The 17510-nt window shown below is 44.8% G+C and carries 15 protein-coding genes; 9 read left to right on the top strand and 6 right to left on the bottom strand.

Annotated elements, in window-relative coordinates:
- Positions 1-392: 392 nt before the first annotated feature.
- Positions 393-1325: an NAD-dependent epimerase/dehydratase family protein gene (locus J7I42_RS01775; RefSeq protein ID WP_209137052.1), complete on the top strand. Its 933-nt coding sequence runs from the start codon at positions 393-395 to the stop codon at positions 1323-1325.
- Positions 1326-1389: 64 nt separating this feature from the next.
- Here the strand turns inward: J7I42_RS01775 and J7I42_RS01770 are convergent, their stop codons facing one another.
- Positions 1390-2553 (bottom strand): hypothetical protein, encoded by a 1164-nt coding sequence (locus J7I42_RS01770; protein WP_209137051.1) that lies wholly within the window; start codon positions 2551-2553, stop codon positions 1390-1392.
- 642 nt (positions 2554-3195) lie between these two features.
- On the opposite strand from J7I42_RS01770, the gene atpD reads away from it, so the two are divergent.
- Positions 3196-4695 carry a F0F1 ATP synthase subunit beta gene (gene atpD, locus J7I42_RS01765; protein WP_209137050.1) on the top strand — a complete coding sequence of 500 codons (1500 nt, stop codon included), beginning with the start codon at positions 3196-3198 and terminating at the stop codon, positions 4693-4695.
- Positions 4696-4751: 56 nt separating this feature from the next.
- Entirely contained in the window at positions 4752-5009 is a 258-nt protein-coding gene (gene atpC / locus J7I42_RS01760) for an ATP synthase F1 subunit epsilon (protein WP_209137049.1), read from the top strand.
- Between the two features lie 224 nt (positions 5010-5233).
- Here atpC and J7I42_RS01755 read toward each other — a convergent pair whose 3' ends face one another.
- Together J7I42_RS01755 and J7I42_RS01750 are read right to left on the bottom strand one after the other, a co-directional pair.
- Positions 5234-6316 carry a sugar transferase gene (locus tag J7I42_RS01755; RefSeq protein ID WP_209137048.1) on the bottom strand — a complete coding sequence of 361 codons (1083 nt, stop codon included), beginning with the start codon at positions 6314-6316 and terminating at the stop codon, positions 5234-5236.
- Between the two features lie 32 nt (positions 6317-6348).
- The gene (locus tag J7I42_RS01750; protein WP_209137047.1) at positions 6349-6756 is read right to left on the bottom strand and encodes a response regulator; all 408 of its coding nucleotides are present in this window, start codon (positions 6754-6756) and stop codon (positions 6349-6351) included.
- 515 nt (positions 6757-7271) lie between these two features.
- Between J7I42_RS01750 and J7I42_RS01745 the strand changes: the two genes are divergently transcribed.
- The gene (locus J7I42_RS01745) at positions 7272-7847 is read left to right on the top strand and encodes a hypothetical protein (protein ID WP_209137046.1); all 576 of its coding nucleotides are present in this window, start codon (positions 7272-7274) and stop codon (positions 7845-7847) included.
- 238 nt (positions 7848-8085) lie between these two features.
- Here J7I42_RS01745 and J7I42_RS01740 read toward each other — a convergent pair whose 3' ends face one another.
- Positions 8086-8625 carry an LOG family protein gene (locus tag J7I42_RS01740; RefSeq protein ID WP_209137045.1) on the bottom strand — a complete coding sequence of 180 codons (540 nt, stop codon included), beginning with the start codon at positions 8623-8625 and terminating at the stop codon, positions 8086-8088.
- A gap of 260 nt (positions 8626-8885) precedes the next feature.
- Here J7I42_RS01740 and J7I42_RS01735 point away from each other — a divergent pair, with 260 nt between their 5' ends.
- The 5 genes from J7I42_RS01735 (at position 8886) to J7I42_RS01715 (ending at position 15279) form a co-directional block, all read left to right on the top strand.
- Complete coding sequence (locus tag J7I42_RS01735; RefSeq protein WP_209137044.1) at positions 8886-10424, top strand: sodium:solute symporter; 1539 nt, start codon at positions 8886-8888, stop codon at positions 10422-10424.
- Positions 10425-11013: 589 nt separating this feature from the next.
- Positions 11014-11661, top strand: a complete 648-nt coding sequence (locus J7I42_RS01730) for an O-methyltransferase (RefSeq protein WP_209137043.1) — start codon at positions 11014-11016, stop codon at positions 11659-11661.
- Positions 11662-11673: 12 nt separating this feature from the next.
- Positions 11674-12894, top strand: a complete 1221-nt coding sequence (locus tag J7I42_RS01725) for a glucosaminidase domain-containing protein (RefSeq protein WP_209137042.1) — start codon at positions 11674-11676, stop codon at positions 12892-12894.
- Positions 12895-12897: 3 nt separating this feature from the next.
- Positions 12898-13434 (top strand): hypoxanthine phosphoribosyltransferase, encoded by a 537-nt coding sequence (hpt, locus tag J7I42_RS01720; protein WP_209137041.1) that lies wholly within the window; start codon positions 12898-12900, stop codon positions 13432-13434.
- Between the two features lie 87 nt (positions 13435-13521).
- Positions 13522-15279, top strand: coding sequence for a vWA domain-containing protein (locus J7I42_RS01715; RefSeq protein ID WP_209137040.1), 1758 nt, complete (start codon positions 13522-13524; stop codon positions 15277-15279).
- A gap of 68 nt (positions 15280-15347) precedes the next feature.
- On the opposite strand, the gene dnaJ is transcribed toward J7I42_RS01715, so the two are convergent.
- Together dnaJ and J7I42_RS01705 are read right to left on the bottom strand one after the other, a co-directional pair.
- Entirely contained in the window at positions 15348-16511 is a 1164-nt protein-coding gene (gene dnaJ / locus J7I42_RS01710; protein ID WP_236065378.1) for a molecular chaperone DnaJ, read from the bottom strand.
- A gap of 17 nt (positions 16512-16528) precedes the next feature.
- The gene (locus tag J7I42_RS01705) at positions 16529-17089 is read right to left on the bottom strand and encodes a nucleotide exchange factor GrpE (RefSeq protein ID WP_209137039.1); all 561 of its coding nucleotides are present in this window, start codon (positions 17087-17089) and stop codon (positions 16529-16531) included.
- Positions 17090-17510: the final 421 nt, after the last annotated feature.

Raw genomic sequence — 17510 nt, 5'->3', positions numbered from 1 at the left:
GGGCAAGCAATGGAATACAGAAGGTTGCTCCACGCTGCGCGTGTCGCGGACGGGTAGGCAATTGAAAGTGCCAAGACCTGTAAGGTTCGCCATTTGAGTTTGCACTTTTAGTGGGTTTATGCGATCCTGACAGGTCTGGCTATTAGATATTAGATAATAGGCAATGAATTTCTGGCGGCGCAAAATAATTATTAGTCCCAACAGTCGTGAGTGTATTCCTGAGCGTAGCGAAGCAGCCAATGCATCGAACGCAGTGAGATGCATTGGTCTTATTTCAAGTTTCACCTTTCACGTTTCACGACTACGTGAGTCTCAAATTTCGCGAGGCAAAAATTGCCGATTCATAAAACAAACAAAATCATCAAAATAAACAAAAGCATTTTACTATGAACATGCACACCATATTCGGCGCCGGCGGGGCAGTGGCCGATCAGTTATTACCGATCTTATTACACAGCCAGCAAAAAGTGCGGCTGGTATCACGGACAGCCAAAGCAATACCAGGCGTTGAAAGTGTAGCGGCAGATGCTACCAACTACACGCAAACCCTGCAGGCAATAAAAGGATCATCCGTTGTATATTTATTATTGGGTCTGCCGTATGATATTCGTATCTGGCGGGCACAGTGGCCAGTGATCATGACCAACGTGATCAATGCCTGTAAAGAAACTGGTGCGCGTTTGATCTTCTTCGATAACGTATACATGTATGGGAAAGTAAATGGCTGGATGACGGAAGAAACGGCTTTCAACCCCTGTAGTAAAAAGGGAGAAGTAAGAGCTGCTATTGCCAACCAGTTGTTGCAGGAAATAAAGGCCGGTAACCTGCAGGCAATGATTGCCCGTTGTGCCGATTTCTATGGACCCATAGGGTTTAAGACCAGTGTGCCGAATTTGCTGGTCATTCAGAACCTGATAAAAGGAAAGAAGGCCCAATGGCTGGGCAGTGCAGATCAACCGCATTCCATCACTTATGTGCCCGATGCCGCCAGGGCTTTATACCTGCTGGCCAACAAACCCGAAGCATTTGGCCAAACCTGGCATTTGCCAACAGCCAGTGAGTTAATAACCGGCCGTCAGTTTGCAAAAGAGGCAGCGGCTGTTATGCAAAAGCCTGATGGTGTTTCTGCTATTCCCGGCTGGATGTTGTCATTGATCGGCTTATTTAACCGGCCGTTGAAGGAATTAAAAGAAATGAATTACCAGAGCGATTCACCATACCTGTTCAGCTCCGATAAATTCAATAAAGCGTTTGGGTTTACACCTACGTCTTATTCTGATGGTATTAAAGAAACCTGTTTGTGGGCTATGGAAAGCGGGAAGTAAGCTGTATGAAGCAGGAAGTATGAGGTAAGCTATTGGTCTCACATTATACTTCCTGTTTTTTTATTTAGCTAATGGCGGGGTGTGCTTTAAATGGACGCGTTCTGTCAAATACGTAGCGATAAGTAGTAAGCACGCGGCTGCGGAAGGTATCGCCCAAACTGGCGGCAACATTCAGCATTTTAGGATTAAAATCGCCTATCCATTGCATTTCGTATTCCGTATAAGGTGTTTGCCATTGGATCACCTTGCCCGATTCAACGATCATATAGGCATCGATGCCCTTGCCCTGGAATTCGGGCACAATGCCAAATACCAAACCGGTACATTTCTTACAGGGTTTTGTTTTTTTGATCCATAAGAACTTCAGTTTGTGGTACCAGCTGAATTGCCCATCCAGGTATTTGAACCACTGGTTCAGGTCGGGCAGGTTAATGAACATGGCAATCGGCTGTTCTTTATGATAAGTGAACCAGATGATGCGTTCATCCATCACCGGCTTCATTTTTTTGAACATCAGAATTACCTGTTCCTTTTTCAGTTCTTTTAAGCCGCCATGTCCGGCCCATGCTTTATTATATATATAAGCAAAGTCGGTGGCGAACTTTTCAATCTGCTTTTTATCGATGGGAATGCATTGGTAATCAGCATTCACATAATGATTGTGTCGTTCGTGTAGTTTATCGCTGAGCTTTTTCTTAGGGTTCAGGCCAAAGCAGATCTGATTGAAAAATGGGCGGAACCCATAGGTCTCAAACAGTTCTTTATAATACGGGGGATTATAATTCATGCAGTACAGCGGTTCCTGGAAACCTTCGGTTACCAGTCCCCACCAGCGGTCGCGTTCGCCAAAATTAATGGGGCCATCCATGGCTTCAACTCCACGTTGTATTAGCCAGTGTTTAGCCACATCGAAAAGCATATCGGCAGCCGACTGATCATTTATACAGTCGAAAAAACCGATCCCGCCAACGGAAAATTCATCGCCCTTGTTTTTATATTTCTTATTTACGAAAGCGGCAATCCGGCCTAAATATTTGTTTTCGGGGCCGTATAGTACCCAGCGGGTACATTCGCCATGACGGAAAGCCTTGTTTTTTTCGGGATTGAACACTTCTTCCACATCCTTATCAAGTGGACGGATGTAATTGGGGTTGGACTTATTTAGTTCAACATTGGCCCTAATGAAATCTTTAGCTGCTGTGGTTGTGGTTACTTCAGTTAATTGCATGTTCGGATATAAGGATATGCATAGTCCATATTCAAAGTACAAATAAAGCGAAAAAGCGGTAAATAGTTGTCTGTTTCCAGTTACAGGTTGCCGGTTACCGGTCGCTGGTCGCCGGATTGTCGGTTACCGGGGTAATCCTTTAATAGTTCCGGGATACATGATAATTATAAAACTTATACCAACTAATCACCAGTCCCGGGATCTGGAAATAGGCCCTCCTTCGCCAAGGCTTCGGCGGGTGAGGCAATGGCCAATAGGCAATAGGCAGTGGGCAATGGAAGAGACGCTACGTGCTATTGCTTTGGGCAGCCGCGTCACAGAATCTGAAACTCAGAACTTTGAACCCGAAACCTAAAAAAAGCCGCTCTCGACTCGCCGCCAGGGGCGGATACGCGCCCGGTCGGCCGGCAAGACCTTCGACATTTCGACTCCGCTCAGTGCAGGCCCGCTCAGGACCCCAACCCAGTGCCGGAAACAGCCTTTTGACGGCTCTTTTCCAAAAAATGTCCCTGTTTAAAATACCAAATTATCCCTCGTTCACTTACCTTTGCAGCCGAAATGAAAAATACTGCGGTAAAATGCAGGTAACTCATTGAAAATAAAATAGTTAATTAAAACGCTCACGCAAAATCAAACTATTATATGCCAAATGTTGGTAAGATCAAGCAGATCATCGGTGCTGTAGTGGACGTGCAGTTTGAAGGAAAACTCCCTGAAATTTATAATGCGCTTGAATTGAAGCGCCAAAATGGTGAAGTACTGGTGCTGGAAGCACAGCAACACCTTGGTGAAGACAGCGTACGCTGTATTGCCATGGATGGTACTGAAGGCCTGGTGCGGGGAATGGTTGTAACAGATACCGGCGCTGCTATCGCTATGCCAACCGGTGAAGCTATCAAAGGTCGTTTGTTCAATGTAACCGGCGATCCTATCGATGGTTTACCTGCTGTACCCAAAGCTGGTGGCCGCCCTATCCACAGCAAACCCCCAGCCTTCGAAAACCTGAGTACTTCTACAGAAGTACTGTTTACCGGTATTAAAGTAATTGACCTGATTGAGCCATACGCAAAAGGTGGTAAGATCGGTTTATTCGGTGGTGCTGGTGTGGGTAAAACCGTATTGATCCAGGAGCTTATTAATAATATCGCGAAAGCATACTCTGGTTTATCAGTGTTTGCAGGTGTGGGTGAAAGAACCCGTGAAGGTAATGACCTGATGCGTGAAATGATCGAAGCCGGTATCATGAAATATGGTAAGGAATTCATTCACAGTATGGAACACGGTGGCTGGGACCTGAGCAAAGTGGACATGAAAGAGCTGAGCGATTCAAAAGCTACCTTCGTATTCGGACAAATGAACGAGCCTCCAGGCGCCCGTGCTCGTGTGGCCCTGAGTGGTTTAACTATCGCTGAATACTACCGCGATGGTGATGGACAAGGCAAAGGCCGCGACATCCTGTTCTTCGTAGATAACATCTTCCGTTTCACCCAGGCAGGTTCTGAGGTATCAGCCCTGTTGGGACGTATGCCTTCAGCGGTGGGTTACCAGCCAACCCTGGCAACTGAAATGGGTCTGATGCAAGAGCGTATCACTTCAACTAAAAACGGTTCAATCACTTCAGTACAGGCGGTTTACGTACCTGCGGATGACTTAACTGACCCCGCTCCGGCTACTACCTTCGCCCACCTGGATGCTACTACCGTATTAAGCCGTAAGATCGCTGACTTAGGTATCTATCCTGCGGTTGACCCGCTGGATTCTACCAGCCGTATCCTTTCTCCGGCAATCGTTGGTGATGCACACTACAATACTGCTAACCGCGTAAAACTGATCCTGCAACGTTATAAAGAATTACAGGATATCATCGCCATCCTGGGTATGGATGAGTTGAGTGAAGAAGATAAACAAACCGTATTCCGCGCCCGTAAAGTACAACGCTTCCTGTCACAACCTTTCCACGTGGCTGAGCAATTTACTGGTTTGAAAGGGGTACTGGTTCCCATCGAAGAAACTATCCGTGGCTTTAACATGATCATGGATGGTGAAGTAGATGAATACCCAGAAGCAGCGTTCAACCTGGTAGGTACCATCGATGATGCTATCGAAAAAGGTAAAAAGCTGTTGGCTCAAGCCCAGGGTTAATAAAACAATTATCAACTTAGCACCCGCCTGCGCGGGCAAGCATTATAACACATAATATGAACCTTGAGATTTTAACTCCGGAGAAAAAGCTGTTCAGTGGTGAAGTGTATGGTATTCAACTGCCTGGTATAACCGGTAAGTTTGAAGTGCTTGACAAACACGCTCCGCTGGTAAGCGCACTGGCATCCGGAAGGGTAAAAGTGTTAAAAGATAAAAGCAATCACCTGGCTTTTTATGATATCCAAAGTGGTTTCGTAGAAGTGATAAGTAATAAAGTTACTGTGCTGGTAGAAGGCGCTACCACTGTAGGATAAGCGTAAGAAACTTTCAACTAGAATCAATTATATGTTCCCCCTGGTTTGTCCGGGGGGATTTTTTTTTAAATGGGCAGAGGGCAGAGAACCGCGACGCGGCGAATAAGATACTTGCCGCGTCGAAGTGTATTCTTACTGCCTTCTGTCATCTGCCCACTGCCTGTAAAATAAATCCCCCGCCAGCTGGCAGGGGATTGGGCTGAATAAATCTTGCAATATGTAAATCAGGCGTTCGACTTTTGAATAGCGGCTGAAGACTTGCTGGCTGCTAACCAGATATCATACAACAGATCGCTTTTGTCGGTAAGGGGCGCTAGTGGCGTTTCAACAGGTATAACTACTTTGTCTTTTTTCTGGATCTGCCAGCCTGTAATGCCCGCAGGCGCCAGAAAATGATTGGCGCTGCTGTTGTTTGTCAGCTTTTCCGCTTCGTATAACGGCAATGCCCGATGGCCTGACAGCGACAGGTCGCCCAGCCATACATTCAGTAACAGGGGCAGCTCATCGAGACCGGTTTTGCGGAAGAACATACCCACTCTGCTGATAGCGATACCAGCTTTTTTTTTCGCAGCATCCTGAACGATGGTATTGAACTTATATAAATTAAATATCCGATAACCACGGCCCGTTCTTAAGGTGCTGTACAGGACTGGTCCTCCGGTATCGAGTTTTACTGCCAGCGCGATCAGCAGCATTAATGGGCCCAGTACTGCCAGAAATATGGATGCGATCAGCAGATCGAGTCCCCGCTTCACCACTGCTTTAACCGTAGGATACCTGCTGAAGGAAGTTTCCACCTTACAGGTTTCGGGTTGAAACACCCGTTTCTGCTTCATCCTTTGCAGAAAGTTCACCTTGCGCAACAGGGAGGTGGCGGTGAATTCATTCAGGAATAATATTTCATCCACAAATGCATGCCGTTTAAAGCGCGCCAGCTCTTCAGGAGATAAGCCAGTTGCTTCAACAATAAAAGGTACCCCGGCCATTATTTTATGGCTGTAAATGAATTGGTGCAGTTGCGCCAGGTGTTCCGTTCCCAGCATTCCTTCGGCTATGACCATGGAGGGAATGGTAACGTCATCTGTTTTCCTGAACAGGCGCTTTAAGGTAAAAATGGCGTTGTCGGCACTTATGGTAGTATAACCGAACTCGAAGTATTCCTTCAGCTTTTCGGTATAAGAAGCTTGCGTGCCAATATAAAAGAACTGCAACGTCTTTATATCAGTCGGTTCTTTTTCGGCTACTGGCAAGCTGTAGCGCCTATATGTATTAATGATTTTTTTAGTAGGTAGAATTGTTAAGTCCATACCGTCAGTTTTTTGTTTTTCAATTCCGGGTATTAACCGGCTTTCATTTCGTTCTCATTCAATTTTGAAGCCACCTTGTTCATCAGTTTTTGAACCATTTCATGTAATTCAAGGGGGTTAAAGGGCTTCGTATAATGATGGGCTATTCCGAATTTAAGGCATTGGGCAGCGGTAACATTTTTGTCTAATGATGATAACACGATCAGGGGAATATCACGGTAGATAGCACTTGATGAAAATTCGGCGATCAGTTCCCAGTCCTGCACATCGGGTAACTGCGGGTCTGCGATGATCAGATCGGGCAAATTCCTGTTCGCTAACCAATACATAGCTGAACAGGCATCAGGGGCCGTAACTACCTGGTACTCTTTCCCAAGTACCGTATGCAATAAGAACCTTATTGCTTTGCTATCGTCAATGGCCAGAATACATCTTCTCATTCTCGTACGTTAAATGCTGAAAACAATGGTTGTTTTCCTGAGGACAATGGATACGTACGGTTTGCACAGGCATTGAAATATTGATCCCACGACATATGGCTGCCAGGAATCGTTTTACGTTGTTACAAAACGGCTTTACAGGATTGTTAGATTAACACAATGAGTTAACCAAGTCTGGGGGGAATTTCCAAGGATTTGTGGTGTGATAAGCTACAAACAGTGAATCCTTTATGGTTTTTCTATAGATAGGCACAATAAAAGTAATAACAAAACGCAATAAATCAAATACCCTGTGGCGGGTAACCAGGGCATGGATATAATTGATCAGGTGTAAGGTGTTCGTTAAGTGCTGATTATATATTTTTGGGTAGATCGGCAGTATTTATCCACATAGTCCCTTAAAATTACCTTAATGGCTGATTTTCATGAAGTTTTACGCTATTATCAACATCTTAACATACTTAACTTGTGGGCTAATTTTCGCATTCACTAATTTGCACACTAAATTAATGGCTATGAAGAAAGTTTTAATGACTGCCTGTTTGTTTGCGCTATGCACTGTGGTGGCGGTGGCCCAGAATGGGGGAGACGAAGACCCGCCGCAAGGGGGTGGTTTCGATAAAAGCAAACTTTTCTTTGGCGGTAATTTGGGTTTGGCCTTTGGCAGTTATTCAACCCTGGTAAACGTTTCGCCACAAATAGGCTATCGGTTTAGCCGTTACCTGGCGGCCGGCGCGGGGATCAACTTTATTTATAGCAGCAACAAATATGATTACGCCGGTTATAAAGAAGAATATGGCGTAACAGGTTTGAATGTCTTCGGCCGGGTATACCCGATTGAATATATTTTCTTACAGGTACAACCTGAGGCCAATTATACCTGGCTTAAATATCATTTTTACAATGGTGAGCCTGATCAAAAGCTTCCGAATAAGATCGTTCCTTCTTTATTAGGCGGTATAGGCGCAGCCATTCCTGCCGGCCGGGGCTATTTTATTGTAACGGCTAATTATGATCTGTTGCAGAATGAACGCAGCCCATATGGCAACCGCGCCTTCTTTAATTTCGGTTATAATTTTAGTATGTTTTAGGAAAAGGCAATGAGCAGTGGGCAATAGGTCCTCCTACGCTAAGGCGTGCGCCTCCGCTAAAGCTTCGGCCAGATTCGGATACACCGAACTTCGAACTCAATAACTAACGAACTAAATAACCCAAAGCCCACCTCGGATACCGAAGTGGGCTTTTATTTTGTATTAACTGATCAACCGCTATCAACCGAGCCTTCGGCCCTACGATTCCGTTCAGTACGCTCAGTGTCACGTCAACAGATCAACCTATCTTATTAAAGACCTCAACCGGCGTATCACAGAAGATGATCCTTTCTTCCGGTAATTCATACAGGAAGCCTTCTTTTTTCAAATGTTGGAGGTGAAGCCGAAGGTGATTGTAAAAACCATCGGAGTTCAGTATGTATATTTTTTTATCGTGTATTTTGAGTTGATTCCACGTAAGCATTTCAAATAATTCATCGAGGGTACCAAAACCGCCAGGTAATACTATGGCGGCATCACCCATTTCATACATCATCTTTTTTCGGGTATGCATGTCAGGCACAACAAACAGTTCTGTTAACCCTGTGTGCTGGCTTTCCCATTCAGTAAGGATCTTGGGAATTACGCCCATTACCTTGCCGCCATTGGCCAATACTGAATCGGCAATTACACCCATTAAACCCGCTTTACCGCCCCCATATACCATGCGCAGATTCAGCAAGGCAATGAGCTTGCCGAGTTCTGCCGTATGTTTTACATAAACAGGGTTCTGTCCGTTCTTGGACCCGCAAAAAACTACTACCGATTCTAACTTCATACTGGCTGTTTTTATTACAGACATATTGTTAAAAAAATGCCTGTCAGCCTCTAAGATAAATGGATTATAAGCAATAGTAAAACACATTTTTGTTACCTTCAAACCCTAAGTCTGAACAGTAGAACTCGATGAAACCGCGCAGGGTTTATTAGGGAAAGAGCCCGGCAATACAAGCCAGGCAGCGCAAACCATCTTCTATTCAGGCTTTTAGCGCAATCATCTTATCCGACTTTAATGAACCGTTTAATCATCTTTACATTATGTCTGCATCCCTGTTGTTCTCTTTTGTGATCGGTTATTTTGTTTTGTTGCTGGTTGTTGCGTGGTTTACTTCCCGAAATTCGAACAACGATTCGTTTTTTATTGGTAACCGCAATTCAAACTGGATGCTGGTGGCCTTTGGTATGGTAGGCACGTCACTCAGCGGTGTCACGTTTGTGTCGGTACCCGGTACAGTTGGTGATTTTGCCGGGAATGTGCATAAAGGATTTGCTTATTTCCAGGTGGTGATCGGTTATTTCTTTGGTTACCTGGTAGTGGCCTTTGTACTACTGCCCTTGTATTACAAAATGAACCTTACTTCTATTTATAATTATCTGCAGAAGCGGTTCGGCACCATAGCCTATAAAACGGGCGCCCTGTTCTTTATTATTTCACGAACAGTGGGCGCTACTGCCCGTTTGTTCCTGGTGATCTTTGTATTGCAGGAATTTATTTTGAAAAGCTTTGGAGTGCCATTTGTGGTTACAGCACTTATTATTTTATTGATGATCCTCTTATATACGTTTGAAGGAGGGGTTAAAACCATTGTTTACACCGATACCTTACAAACAACCCTCATGCTGGTAGGACTGGTGGTAACAGTAGTGTATATTTTAAATAATCTGCATTTATCAGTAGGCGATGCCATGCGAACACTTACCGACAGAGGATATACAACCATCTTTAATACCGATCCCAAAAGCGGCGGATTTTTTCTAAAACAGATCATTGGCGGTATGTTTATAACCATTTCCATGTTCGGGCTCGATCAGGAAATGATGCAAAAGAATATCAGCGTTAAGACCCTGAAAGATTCGCAAAAGAACATGATCACTTTTAACCTGGTAAGCGCGGGTGTGAACTTTTTATTCCTGTTGCTCGGTGGCTTGTTATACCTGTATGCCATGGACCATGGCGCACAATTTACCCAGGTAAGTACTGATGCCGGCACCAAAATGCAATTGCTGATTGATAACAAGAATGTCATTGGAGATACCCTTTTCCCCACCATGGCGCTGGGGATGATGCCTCAGGCCATTTCCATCATCTTTATTATTGCGTTGATCAGTGCCCTGTTCCCCAGTGCCGATGGCGCACTTACTGCACTGACCTCGTCATTTTGTATAGATATACTGGGGCTGAAACGCCGTACCGATCTTACTGAAAAGCAACAGAAAAAATTAAGGTTAACAGTTCACCTTACTTTTACCGTGATATTCCTAGCTTGCATTATGATTTTTTACACGATAGGAAGTCGTAGTATTATCGATAAAATACTTGATCTGGCCGGGTATACTTACGGGCCGTTGCTGGGGCTTTTCTCATTTGGCATTTTGAGTAAGCGAACATTGCCACAATCACGCATTATTACTATTATTTGTTTGGCCGCGCCTATAGCGTGTTATTTTATCAAACAGTATTCGGTACAATTGTTCGGCGGATACCAGGTGGGTATTGAACTGCTGATCATAAATGGGCTTCTTACTTATATAGGCTTATTGAGCATTTCAAAAAAAGCAGAAATAGTACAACAATAAAATACAATTGATAAGTTCTACAGGAATGCCACTCATCATTGGGTGGCATTCCAGTTTATTGTTTTGTATTCCATATAAATTTTTATTTTCATGGTTACGCCTATGTATTCAAAAAAATAAACTGCTTGTAAACTAAAATCTAAAATAGCTCGTTTAATACGTACCATTACAATTACCGCTGTACAGTAAACGAAGCGAGGTCTTAAGTGCAGCATACAGACCATCCTTGATTAGCGTAATAACATTACCCATACAATATTTACGATAGCTGGAGTGTTTAGTCTGAGGTCGGGAGGCCATTTTTGAAGGTGAATGGATTTTTACTCCCGACCGAGGGCTAAGCAATAAGAAGAAAGAAGTAAGCCTCATCTGCCAGCTGGCGGACCAAGCAATACAACGCGTCGCGGTTCTCCTACGGCAAGGCTTCGGCGGCGAAGCAACAAAGAACTCAGAACTCAGAACTGTTTTCTCTCTGCCTTCTGCCTTCTGCCCTCTGCCTTTTCTCTACTTCCTACTGCCTTTTCACCATTGCCTATTTCTCATTGCCTATTGCCTTTCATAACCTTATTTTTGCCCAAATTTGCACACATTGGATATTATCGATCCACTTGCAGAGGCCTATGCAAGTCAATACTCCTCACCGGATGAGGCCCTTTTACAGGAAATAGCCGCTACGACACAGGCCCAGCATCCCCATGCTCATATGTTAAGTGGACATGTTCAGGGGAAATTCCTGGAAATGATCAGTTGCCTGATGGCACCCCGGCGTATTCTTGAAATAGGCACTTTTACCGGTTACAGCGCTCTTTGTCTTGCAAAAGGGTTGTTAAAAGATGGGAAAATACATACAATTGAACTCCGGGAACAGGATGCCTCTGTAGCCCAGGCAAATTTCAATAGGTCAATTGACTCGGGAAAGATAATTTTGCATATTGGGAACGCGTTAACCATTATTCCCGATTTACAAGAAACCTGGGATTTGGTATTTATTGACGCAGATAAGGTAAGTTATACCCAATATTATCAGTTGGTGTTACCATTGGTACGGCCTGGCGGCGTTATCATTGCTGATAACGTGCTTTTTCATGGTCAGGTGCTCCAGCCCCACCCAGGCGGGATATCGGGCAAAAACGCAAAGGCCATTCAAGCATTCAATGAATATGTGCTGCAGGATGTTCAGGTTGACAAGGTGTTGCTAACAATCCGGGATGGACTATTAATGATTCGAAAAAAATAAAACAGGATACCGTTGAAACGTTTACTGGTTGTAACAGCTTTTTTCGCAGTAAAAGGACTTCAGGCACAGCGCAACAGCGATGTAGTCGATTATGTAAATACGTATAAGGAAATTGCCATTCGCGAGGAGCAACGCAGTGGCGTGCCTGCCGCTATTACCCTGGCCCAGGGTATACATGAAAGCATGGCCGGCAAAAGCGAACTGGTGTTGAAATCGAACAATCATTTTGGGATAAAATGCCAGGCTACCTGGAAAGGCGAAAAAGTATATCATGATGATGACGCCCGCGGTGAGTGCTTCAGAAGTTATGAGAAACCCGAGCAATCTTATATCGATCATTCGGATTTCTTAAAGAATGGTAGCCGCTATGCCTTCTTATTCCAGCTTGATCCCACTAAATACAACGATTGGGCATATGGGCTCAAAAAGGCAGGTTATGCAACCAATCCAAAATACCCGCAGATCCTCATTAAATACATAGAAGATTACAACCTGCAACAATACACGCTTATAGCCCTGGGCAAATTGTCGCCTAAGGATGAGGTACTGGCAGGTAATGGCAGACCAGTGAACATTGGAACCGGAGTGGTAATACAGCAAATACCCTCAGGCCCCAAACCGGTTGTAGATTACCCCATCGGCGAATTCAAGATCAACCGCACAAAGGTGATTTTTGCCAAAGCCGGAACTTCCTTACTGGGCATTGCCAAACAATTCGACGTTTCATTAAAGCATCTGCTTGATTTTAACGAATTTAGTGAAGATGAAGACGATGTGTTGGCGGAGGACCAGTTGGTTTTTGTACAACGTAAACGCAGGGAGGGACCTCAGGAATTTCACGAAGTAAGACCTGGCGAAACGCTGTATGATATCAGTCAGAGTGAAGGCATTCGTCTCGAGTACCTTATAAATTATAACCGATTGCAAGACCAGGGCGAGCCTGCTGTTGGGGAGAAATTGTATTTACAGGGAAAAGCACCGGAAATGCCTAAACTGGCAAAGGATGTAGTGTTGGTTACACCCGCTCCGCCCGTGGTGATACCTACGCCAACCCAGATCACGCCCACCAATTCATCGGCTGTATCTGGTACTATTCACATAGTGGCGGAAAAAGAAACTTTGTTTAGTATTGCGAAAAAATATAGTATTACAGTAGAACAACTCAAAGAATGGAATAAGCTGACTGGTAATGACCTGAAAATTGGACAGGAACTGGTTATTTACAAAAACTGATTTATGGGTGATATTCGCGTACACGACAAACAATTTGAACCGTACATTAATGCGTCAACGATCGCTGGCCGGATAAAAGAAATTGCCATTGAACTGAATAAGGATTACACTGGTAAAAAGCCATTGTTCATAGCAATTCTGAATGGCTCATTTATGTTTGCGGCCGACCTGTTTAAGGAGCTTGCCATTGATGTAGAGATCTGTTTTATAAAGCTGGCTTCTTATAAAGGAACAAAATCAACCGGTCATGTATTGACAGCTATTGGCCTGGACATGGACCTGTTTGGCCGGGATGTGGTTATTGTAGAGGATATTGTTGATACGGGTAAAACACTCAGCGAATTTTTACCCCAGTTACACCACCAGCAACCTGCCTCATTAAAAATTGTAGCCCTGCTGCACAAGCCCGAAGCAACGGTATTTCCCATTACCATCGATTACCTTGGTTTTTCCATCCCGAACAAATTTGTAGTCGGGTACGGCCTTGATTATGACGGATTGGGTAGAAATATTCCGGAAATTTTCAAGCTGATAGAATAGGAGTTGATATGATATTAAGTTGCATCTGTTAACGGACTAGCGGTGCTAGCTTGTTAACCGGTAAGCTACGTAATCTACATCAACATATTGAAACATGCTTATGCCATATTAACCTCATTCCTGTTTATAATTACCGCGCATGCGCAGTATTATTTACGTGGTGAGATCAGGGACGAAAAGAATAATCTTCTGTCGAATGCACGCATCTTGCTTCATTCAACCGGTTATATATACTCATCCGGAAGCAGCGGCTCATTCGGTATTATGACCACCAGGTACATTGATTCTATTACCGTTTCTCTCGATGGCTATCAATCACTCTCAATAAAACTGGAAGCTGGCAGATTTCATTCCCTGGTATTAAAAACATTATTTACCTCAGCCAATCTGCAAAAGAACAGGCTGCTTTCTTTTACCCGCAATTTAAAACCCAGTGAGCGCCGTAATTGGACGGTAGGTACAGAGACCTACAATTCGTTAGTGGAAAATGATTTTGTACAGGCCGATAAATATCCGGAGACCGGGTTCGCAATCAATACCGATAAAGCATCGTACAGCAATGTGCGCCGCTTTTTAAATATGAACACCACGGTACCGCCCGATGCAGTACGTACTGAAGAGCTGTTGAACTATTTCGATTTTAAATACATTCCTCCACCCGATGACAGTGTATTCGGGTTTAACTCATATGTATCTGAATGTCCCTGGAATAAAACAAACCAGTTGCTTACGCTGCAGATCTCTGCCCGTAAGCTGGACCCTGAAAAGATACCGCCCAGTAACCTTGTTTTTCTGATAGACGTTTCCGGCTCTATGGATATGCCAAACCGCCTGCCCCTGTTGAAATCGGCCTTTACTCTGCTGGTAAATAACCTGCGTGATAAAGACACCATTTCAATAGTAGTGTATGGCAGCACCGTTGGCGTGTGGTTACAACCCACGTCGGGTAAGGAAAAAGAAAAGATCCGCAAATCTATTGAAGAGCTGTACCCGGGCGGGGCTACACCGGGTTCATCTGGGATCAGAACTGCATATGGCCTGGCCAAAAGCCAGTTCATAAAGGGGGGCAATAACCGCGTTATCCTCGCAACGGATGGTGATTTCAATGTAGGCCAAACAAGCGACGATGAGCTGGAAAAACTGATCACCCTTCACCAGCAATCAGGTATTTATTTAACCTGTTTGGGCGTGGGGATGGGCAACTATAAAGATTCGAAACTGGAAGTGCTGGCGAAAAAAGGGAATGGTAATTTCGCTTACCTGGACAATGAACGCGAAGCGGAAAAAGTATTGGTGAAGGAATTGACCCAAACCCTGTACAGCGTTGCCGATAACGCTTTTTTGAATATTGATTTTAATGCTGACCTGGTTAAACAATACCGGTTAATTGGATTTGATAATAAATGGAAGGCGCTGGTTGATTCGGTGAGTGAGCTGGATGGGGGAGAAGTAGGCTCAGGCCACTCTGTGATCGCGCTGTTTGAAATTGACCCGGTTTTTGCCATGGGGCAGCCAGTAACTGTTAGGGCCAACCTGGCTAAAATAAACGTACGATACAGATTACCCAACGATACACTGCAGCGCAATACTTCCTATCGTTGTCCGTATAACCTTACCTCCTTTGCCAGCCTGCCACCTGACTATCGGTTTGCTTCTTCCGTAGCCATGTTTGCCGCCTTGTTAAAAGATTCAAAGTATGCCCAAAAGTACAGCTGGAACGAAGTAATGAAACTGGCTACCGAATCGGAAAATATGCAGGATGCCGTACAACAGGAGTTTATTACCATTATCGAAAAAGCGAAGAAGATCTACGGGAAGATGCGAAAACGGAAGAAGGCGGCATAATAACCTGAAAATAAAAACGCGGAACACCGCGTGTTGCAGTGTTCCGCGTTGAAATAATGCATTATGCGTTAGGAGAACATTTCCCGCACTTTGTCAAAAAAGCTTTTATCAGACTTTTCCGGTTGTGGTTTGAAGTTAGGTGAGCTGTTCATTTTTTCCAGCTGGGCCTTTTCTTCAGCGGAAAGGTTTTGCGGTGTCCATACATTCACATAGATCAGCTGATCACCTTTTTCGTAAGAGTTCACTCCGGGGAAACCTTTGCCTTTCAGGCGGAATATCTTGCCGCTTTGTGTACCGGCAGGTATTTTTATGCGCGCTTTGCCATCGATGGTAGGCACTTCAACAGAGGTGCCAAAACAGGCATCGGGGAATGTGATATGCAGTTCGTACGCTACATTCAATCCATCGCGGTGCAGGTCTTTATGTTGTTCTTCTTCAATTAAAACGATCAGGTCACCGGGAGGGCCGCCACGTTCACCGGCATTACCTCTACCGCCGAGGCTAAGTTGCATGCCTTCGCCAACACCGGCCGGAATATCGAGGGTAACGGTCTCTTCGCCATATACCCTTCCTTCGCCTTTACAGCTGCCACATTTGGCGGTGATCGTAGATCCTTCACCATTACATTGCGGGCAGGTAGTAACGGTTTGCATTTGACCCAGGAAGGTATTGGAAACACGACGAACCTGTCCACTGCCACCACAGGTGCCACAGGTTTGAACGCTGCTTTTATCTTTTGCACCACTGCCCTGACAGGTATTACAGGGTACGTGTTTTTTTACTTTTACCTGTTTGGAAACGCCTTTGGCAATCTCCTCGTATGTTAACTTGATCTTAATACGCAGGTTGCTGCCGCGAACGCCCCGCATCCGCTGGCCGCCTCTTCTTCCACCGCCGCCACCGCCACCAAAGAAGCTTCCGAAAATATCATCGCCAAAGATGTCGCCAAACTGGCTGAAGATATCTTCCATATTGCCCTGGCCACCACCAAAACCGCGGCCATTGCCCTGCACACCGGCATGTCCAAAACGATCGTATTGGGCACGTTTGTCTGCATCGCTCAGTACTTCATAGGCTTCGGCAGCCTCTTTGAATTTCTCTTCGGCTGCTTTGTCACCAGGGTTACGGTCAGGGTGAAATTGCATGGCTACCTTACGGTATGCCTTTTTAATTTCATCCTGTGAAGAACCTTTGGAAACCCCTAATATTTCGTAATAATCTCTTTTCGACATTATATTGATTTGAAAATTTATTTCCCAACTACGACTTTGGCGAAGCGGATAATTTTATCGTTCATATAATAACCTTTCTGCACTTCATCAACCACCTTGCCCTTCATAGCCTCTGTAGGGGCTGGAATTTCCGTAATGGCCTCCTGTTGATCTGGATTGAAATCGGTACCGATGGTTTGCATGGGTTTTACGCCTTTGCTTTGGAGTGTACTTCTTAACTTATTAAATACCAGCTGAATACCTTCCTTCAATGGAGTGTCTCCACTGTTCTGTAATTGCTTTTCGGCACGATCACAATCGTCCAGTACATCCAGCAGAGAGGTGATCACTTCTTTACCAGCTGTGTTGATCATCTCGATCCGCTCTTTGGCGGTACGGCGTCTAAAGTTGTCAAACTCAGCTGCCTGGCGCAGGTATTTGTCTTTCAGTTCAGCGATCTCTGCCTGCAGCTTTCCCACCTCATCTTCACTGGCAACCGGTTCGTTCAAATGCGAAGTGCCGCTGATGCTTTCATCGGTGTTAATGTCCATTCCAGCATTGGTTCCGTTTTCACGGCTGTTTTTTTCATTATCTGCCATAACTAGTGCTTACTTGTTTTATTCACTTTTCAAAATCTGCAATATTGACGGTCAAAACCGCTCCCGAACAGATTCGAGACCGGTGTTTTTTTGCGTCAGCGGTGACGCTGCCTGCTCGGCCGCGCTAAAAATACCAAATTTGACTGGCAATGCTATATTGGCAATTATTTTGCCAGTGCGGCTTTGTAGGTCAAATTGTCTTATTTACAGCCATTTGAAAGCTAAAAAGACATCCACAGCTGACCGCCGGACGGGTGCAAAGGTACCGTGAAAAATGCAGCAGGGCAAAGGTCGGAGGTTAAAGTTCGAGGCAGTAGGTAGTAGCTAGTAGGCAGAAGGCAGAAGGCAGAAGGCAGAAGGCAGAAGGCAGAAGGCAGAAGGCAGAAGGCAGAAGGCAGAAGGCAGAAGGCAGAAGGCAGAA

This window comes from Niastella soli, from assembly GCF_017742245.1.
In the GTDB taxonomy this organism is placed as follows: domain Bacteria; phylum Bacteroidota; class Bacteroidia; order Chitinophagales; family Chitinophagaceae; genus Niastella; species Niastella soli.
This window is presented reverse-complemented; position numbering and strand designations above follow the sequence as displayed.

Coding starts and splice junctions, on each gene's coding strand:
- atpC (WP_209137049.1), top strand. CDS start 4,752: ATGAACCTTGAGATTTTAACTCCGGAGAAAAAGCTGTTCAGTGGTGAA.
- hpt (WP_209137041.1), top strand. CDS start 12,898: ATGGGTGATATTCGCGTACACGACAAACAATTTGAACCGTACATTAAT.
- J7I42_RS01750 (WP_209137047.1), bottom strand. CDS start 6,756: ATGAGAAGATGTATTCTGGCCATTGACGATAGCAAAGCAATAAGGTTC.
- J7I42_RS01735 (WP_209137044.1), top strand. CDS start 8,886: ATGTCTGCATCCCTGTTGTTCTCTTTTGTGATCGGTTATTTTGTTTTG.
- J7I42_RS01705 (WP_209137039.1), bottom strand. CDS start 17,089: ATGGCAGATAATGAAAAAAACAGCCGTGAAAACGGAACCAATGCTGGA.
- dnaJ (WP_236065378.1), bottom strand. CDS start 16,511: ATGTCGAAAAGAGATTATTACGAAATATTAGGGGTTTCCAAAGGTTCT.
- atpD (WP_209137050.1), top strand. CDS start 3,196: ATGCCAAATGTTGGTAAGATCAAGCAGATCATCGGTGCTGTAGTGGAC.
- J7I42_RS01740 (WP_209137045.1), bottom strand. CDS start 8,625: ATGAAGTTAGAATCGGTAGTAGTTTTTTGCGGGTCCAAGAACGGACAG.
- J7I42_RS01745 (WP_209137046.1), top strand. CDS start 7,272: ATGAAGAAAGTTTTAATGACTGCCTGTTTGTTTGCGCTATGCACTGTG.
- J7I42_RS01770 (WP_209137051.1), bottom strand. CDS start 2,553: ATGCAATTAACTGAAGTAACCACAACCACAGCAGCTAAAGATTTCATT.
- J7I42_RS01775 (WP_209137052.1), top strand. CDS start 393: ATGCACACCATATTCGGCGCCGGCGGGGCAGTGGCCGATCAGTTATTA.
- J7I42_RS01755 (WP_209137048.1), bottom strand. CDS start 6,316: ATGGACTTAACAATTCTACCTACTAAAAAAATCATTAATACATATAGG.